The sequence below is a fragment of the Marivita sp. genome (genome assembly GCF_020055635.1).
Taxonomy (GTDB): Bacteria; Pseudomonadota; Alphaproteobacteria; order Rhodobacterales; family Rhodobacteraceae; genus Marivita.
This window is the reverse complement of the sequence record NZ_JAIPUT010000151.1, coordinates 1-3,343: the sequence shown is the minus strand read 5'-3', so window position 1 is coordinate 3,343 and position 3,343 is coordinate 1. Positions and strand designations below refer to the sequence as shown.

At 57.5% G+C, this 3,343-nt stretch carries 5 protein-coding genes and 1 pseudogene; 5 read left to right on the top strand and 1 reads right to left on the bottom strand.

The genetic code is table 11. The features are described 5' to 3' along the window. From LCF60_RS23905 to LCF60_RS23885, 5 genes and pseudogenes are all read left to right on the top strand, one after another. Window positions 1–576: pseudogene (locus LCF60_RS23905) on the top strand (hypothetical protein); the annotation flags it as partial. 35 nt (window positions 577–611) lie between these two features. Beyond that, window positions 612–1,109, top strand: coding sequence for a hypothetical protein (locus LCF60_RS23900; RefSeq protein WP_292295033.1), 498 nt, complete (start codon window positions 612–614; stop codon window positions 1,107–1,109). A gap of 134 nt (window positions 1,110–1,243) precedes the next feature. Next, window positions 1,244–2,236, top strand: a complete 993-nt coding sequence (locus tag LCF60_RS23895; RefSeq protein ID WP_292295032.1) for a major capsid protein — start codon at window positions 1,244–1,246, stop codon at window positions 2,234–2,236. Then, the gene (locus LCF60_RS23890; protein ID WP_292295031.1) at window positions 2,236–2,499 is read left to right on the top strand and encodes a hypothetical protein; all 264 of its coding nucleotides are present in this window, start codon (window positions 2,236–2,238) and stop codon (window positions 2,497–2,499) included. Before LCF60_RS23895 ends, LCF60_RS23890 begins: the two co-directional genes overlap by 1 nt. Continuing rightward, window positions 2,499–2,780 (top strand): hypothetical protein, encoded by a 282-nt coding sequence (locus tag LCF60_RS23885; protein ID WP_292295030.1) that lies wholly within the window; start codon window positions 2,499–2,501, stop codon window positions 2,778–2,780. Before LCF60_RS23890 ends, LCF60_RS23885 begins: the two co-directional genes overlap by 1 nt. A 46-nt stretch (window positions 2,781–2,826) precedes the next feature. On the opposite strand, the gene LCF60_RS23880 is transcribed toward LCF60_RS23885, so the two are convergent. After that, on the bottom strand, window positions 2,827–3,312 hold the full coding sequence (locus LCF60_RS23880; RefSeq protein ID WP_292295029.1) for a hypothetical protein: 486 nt from the start codon (window positions 3,310–3,312) through the stop codon (window positions 2,827–2,829). Between the last annotated feature and the right edge of the window lie 31 nt (window positions 3,313–3,343).

The window sequence follows — 3,343 nt, the reverse complement described above, 5'->3', positions numbered from 1 at the left end:
GCCAGCCTAATCGACACGGCGTTGATCGAGGATGCAACCCGACCCAAGCCCAAGGAAGTGCCGCCTGCACGCAGGACGCGATACATCGCTTTCACCGATCCGGCAGGCGGCGGGCAGGATGAATTCACCATTGCAATCGCGCACCGGGACGGTGACGCCGTTGTGATCGACGCGGTGCGAGGGCTGCGCGGATCACCGGCCACGATTGTCGCGGAATATGCCGCATTCCTGAAAACCTACGGAATTTTCCGGGTGACGGGTGACCGATACGCGGGCCGGTGGCCGCGCGATGAATTCCTGCGCTGGGGTATCCGGTACGAGGTGAGCGACATGGATCGCAACGCGCTTTATCTCGAACTTTTGGCCGCGATGAATTCGGGCCGGATCGAACTTCCACCGGATCAAAAGCTGGGCCGACAGCTTGGCGCTTTGGAGCGTCGCATCGGGCGCAGCGGGCGCGATCTGATCGACCATCCACCGGGCGGACATGATGACTTGGCAAACGCGGTGGCCGGTCTGGTGACGGTGGCGCAATCGCCGCGCATGACGATGACGCAAATTCCGCTTCCATTTTGAAAGGGTAGAGCATGGCTGAGACTGAAAAGGATGATGTGCAGGGCTTGTTGTCAAAGCGCGATGAGCTGTTGCGCGAAGTGCGCACGCTGAAAGACCGTGTGACCGAACTCGAAGGCGAGCGCGACGCGGCAACCGGACGGGCGGAAAAGGCCGAAACCGAGGTGCAGCGGGTGCGCTTGGATGAGCCGGTGGCCGAAATCCTGGGCGATATGTTCGCGGTGAAATTGAAATACGTCTTGCCGGATATTCAGGAGCACTTTGCGTTCACATTGGCCGATGACGGCAAGGTGCAATTCACAGCCAAGGACGGCGCGCCGGTGAAGGTTGGCGACGCTGGCAAGGAACGTGAGGCCGGTTTCAATCCTGACGATGTGCGGGCCGCTCTGGAAGCGCACGGGGGCTTTGACGATGTGCTGTTGAGCCGGGGTAAGAGCGGTGGCGGCAAGCCACCAGCAACGCGCGCCGGGGCAGGGGTTGCCTTGCCGGGTGCAGGGAAGGCGCGCAAGGTTGCGCCAGAATTCGGTTTACGGTAATATGATACCACATTGCGCGGCATGTCTGGGATGTGACCGCGCGATGTAATCCCGCCGCTATGCGGCACCGGACGCGGCCTTGTGGGCTGCACCGTCTTTCCCTGAAATCACAAAGATGAGGTGCAGCTATGGCTGTGACACGTATTTCTGACGTGGTGGTGCCTGAAGAATTCACCAGCTACGTCGTTCAAAACACAATGGAGGCCAGCGCGCTTGTTCAAGCTGGCGTGGTCGCCCGTAACGGTGTGATCGAAGATCAATTGCAGGCGGGTGCGGACAGTTTCAACGTGCCGTTCTGGAATGACCTTGCCGACGATGAAGCGGACGTTGTGTCCGACGACCCGGCGGTGAATTCGACGCCAAAGAAACTTTCGGCTGAAAAGCAAATTGTGCGCAAATCGTTCCTGCACCAGTCTTGGTCTGCAATGAACCTTGCCAGCGAATTGACCGGCGAGGATGCGTTGCCGCGCATTCAGGGCCGTGCCGAAGCCTACTGGACGCGCCAGACACAGCGGCGGCTGATTGCCAGCCTAAACGGTGTTCTAGCGGACAACGTAGCGAACGATTCCGGCGATATGGTTGTGGACATTTCCGCCGAGACCGGCGCGGCTGCGCTGTTTTCCGCAACGGCTGTGATCGACGCAGCGGGAACGCTTGGCGACCAAATGTCGGGCGTGACGGGCATCGCCATGCACAGCGACGTGTATCGCAAGGCGCTGAAAGATGACCTGATCGAAACCATCCGCGACAGCGAGGGGCGCAATTTCCAATCGTTCCGAGGAATGGCGGTTGTGGTCGATGATCTGTGTCCGGTGACGGATGGCGATTACACGTCGATCTTGTTTGCACCGGGCGCAGTCGGGTGGGGTTTGACCGCGCCGCGTGTTGCCGAAGGGACCGAGATCGAAAACCTGCCAAGCGCGGGCAACGGTGGCGGGCAGCAAATTTTGCACAGCCGTGTGAACCTTGCGATACATCCGGCGGGCTTCCAATGGTCCGAAGGGTCGGTTGCCGGTGACAGCCCGACGATTGCCGAACTGGGCGCTGCTCCGAACTGGAATCGGATTGTCGAGCGCAAGGCGGTTGGCGTGGCGTTCCTGATCGCCCGTGTTGAGGCGGCAGTCTGATGGCGAGAGATCCTTACAATGGCAAGGCTTCCGGGCTTCCTGATCCGGCTGGCGGTGTTTTGTCGATTACGCCAGATGACGACACAGACCTTTCCGTAACCTGCCGCGCTCTTTACGTGGGGCAAGCAGGCGACGTGAAGCTGCGCGCGATGGACAATACCGAGGCGATCTTCGCGGCTTCAGAAGGTTCCTACATCCTGGTGCGGACGCGCCGAGTGTTGGCAACCGGCACCACAGCAACCGGCCTTGTCGGGCTTTATTGATGAGCGCGGGCGACGAAAAGAAGATCGACGTCAAGATTGTCGATGTGAGCGTGCCGCTATCCACACAAACAACGCCAGCGGGTTTCGACCTGCTGGCACGTTTCACGCTGCTGGTGCGACCGTTGCGGGTTGTCGGGTGTTCACTGGTGCGCGCACCGAACGGGCGCTTGCTGGTGTGGACGCCATCGCCCGATGTGAAGGTGGCGCGCTGTTGGCGTGACGATCTGGTGAAGCAAGTGTTGCAGGAAATCGAGACTGCTAAGGACCGAGTGCCGGTCTAGCGATAACGACATGAAGCGCTCGGCGAAGGCCAACTTTTTGAGTATGTCACCGTGTTTTCGGCGTGCGCCAGAATGTTTGGATCTTTTTTTCCAATTCAAATACACGCGTTTGCGTATTGGAGATTTTTTCCAAAAGGTTGTCGGCATCGTTATCCACATTTTGGAATTTTTTGCGTCGGTCTCCGTGTCGAGAAGGCACTGCAATCCCTTCTTCAGGCAGGCTAAACCATAGGCCATGGATGAAGTTGTTTCGCTCGCCACTAAGTGCGTCGATTTCTGAAAAAATCTTTTTGTTTTCGCTTAGTATGCCTTCGTCTTCTATTTTGCTTTTGATCACAGCTTTGATTATTTTTCTTTGCGCTTGATCACTTGGTGCCTGGCTTAGTATTGCGCTTGCAGTATCTAAATCGGTCTGCATTGCGCTGATGAAAAGAGTACGCAAGATGAAGTGCAGTTCGTTCCAACGCACGACTATCCTTCCGATTTTGTCGAAAGGAAGAACTTGGGAATTCTCCAAAGTTGTGTTTGTCATAATCGTATTCTTTCACTATCACAGCGTTTGC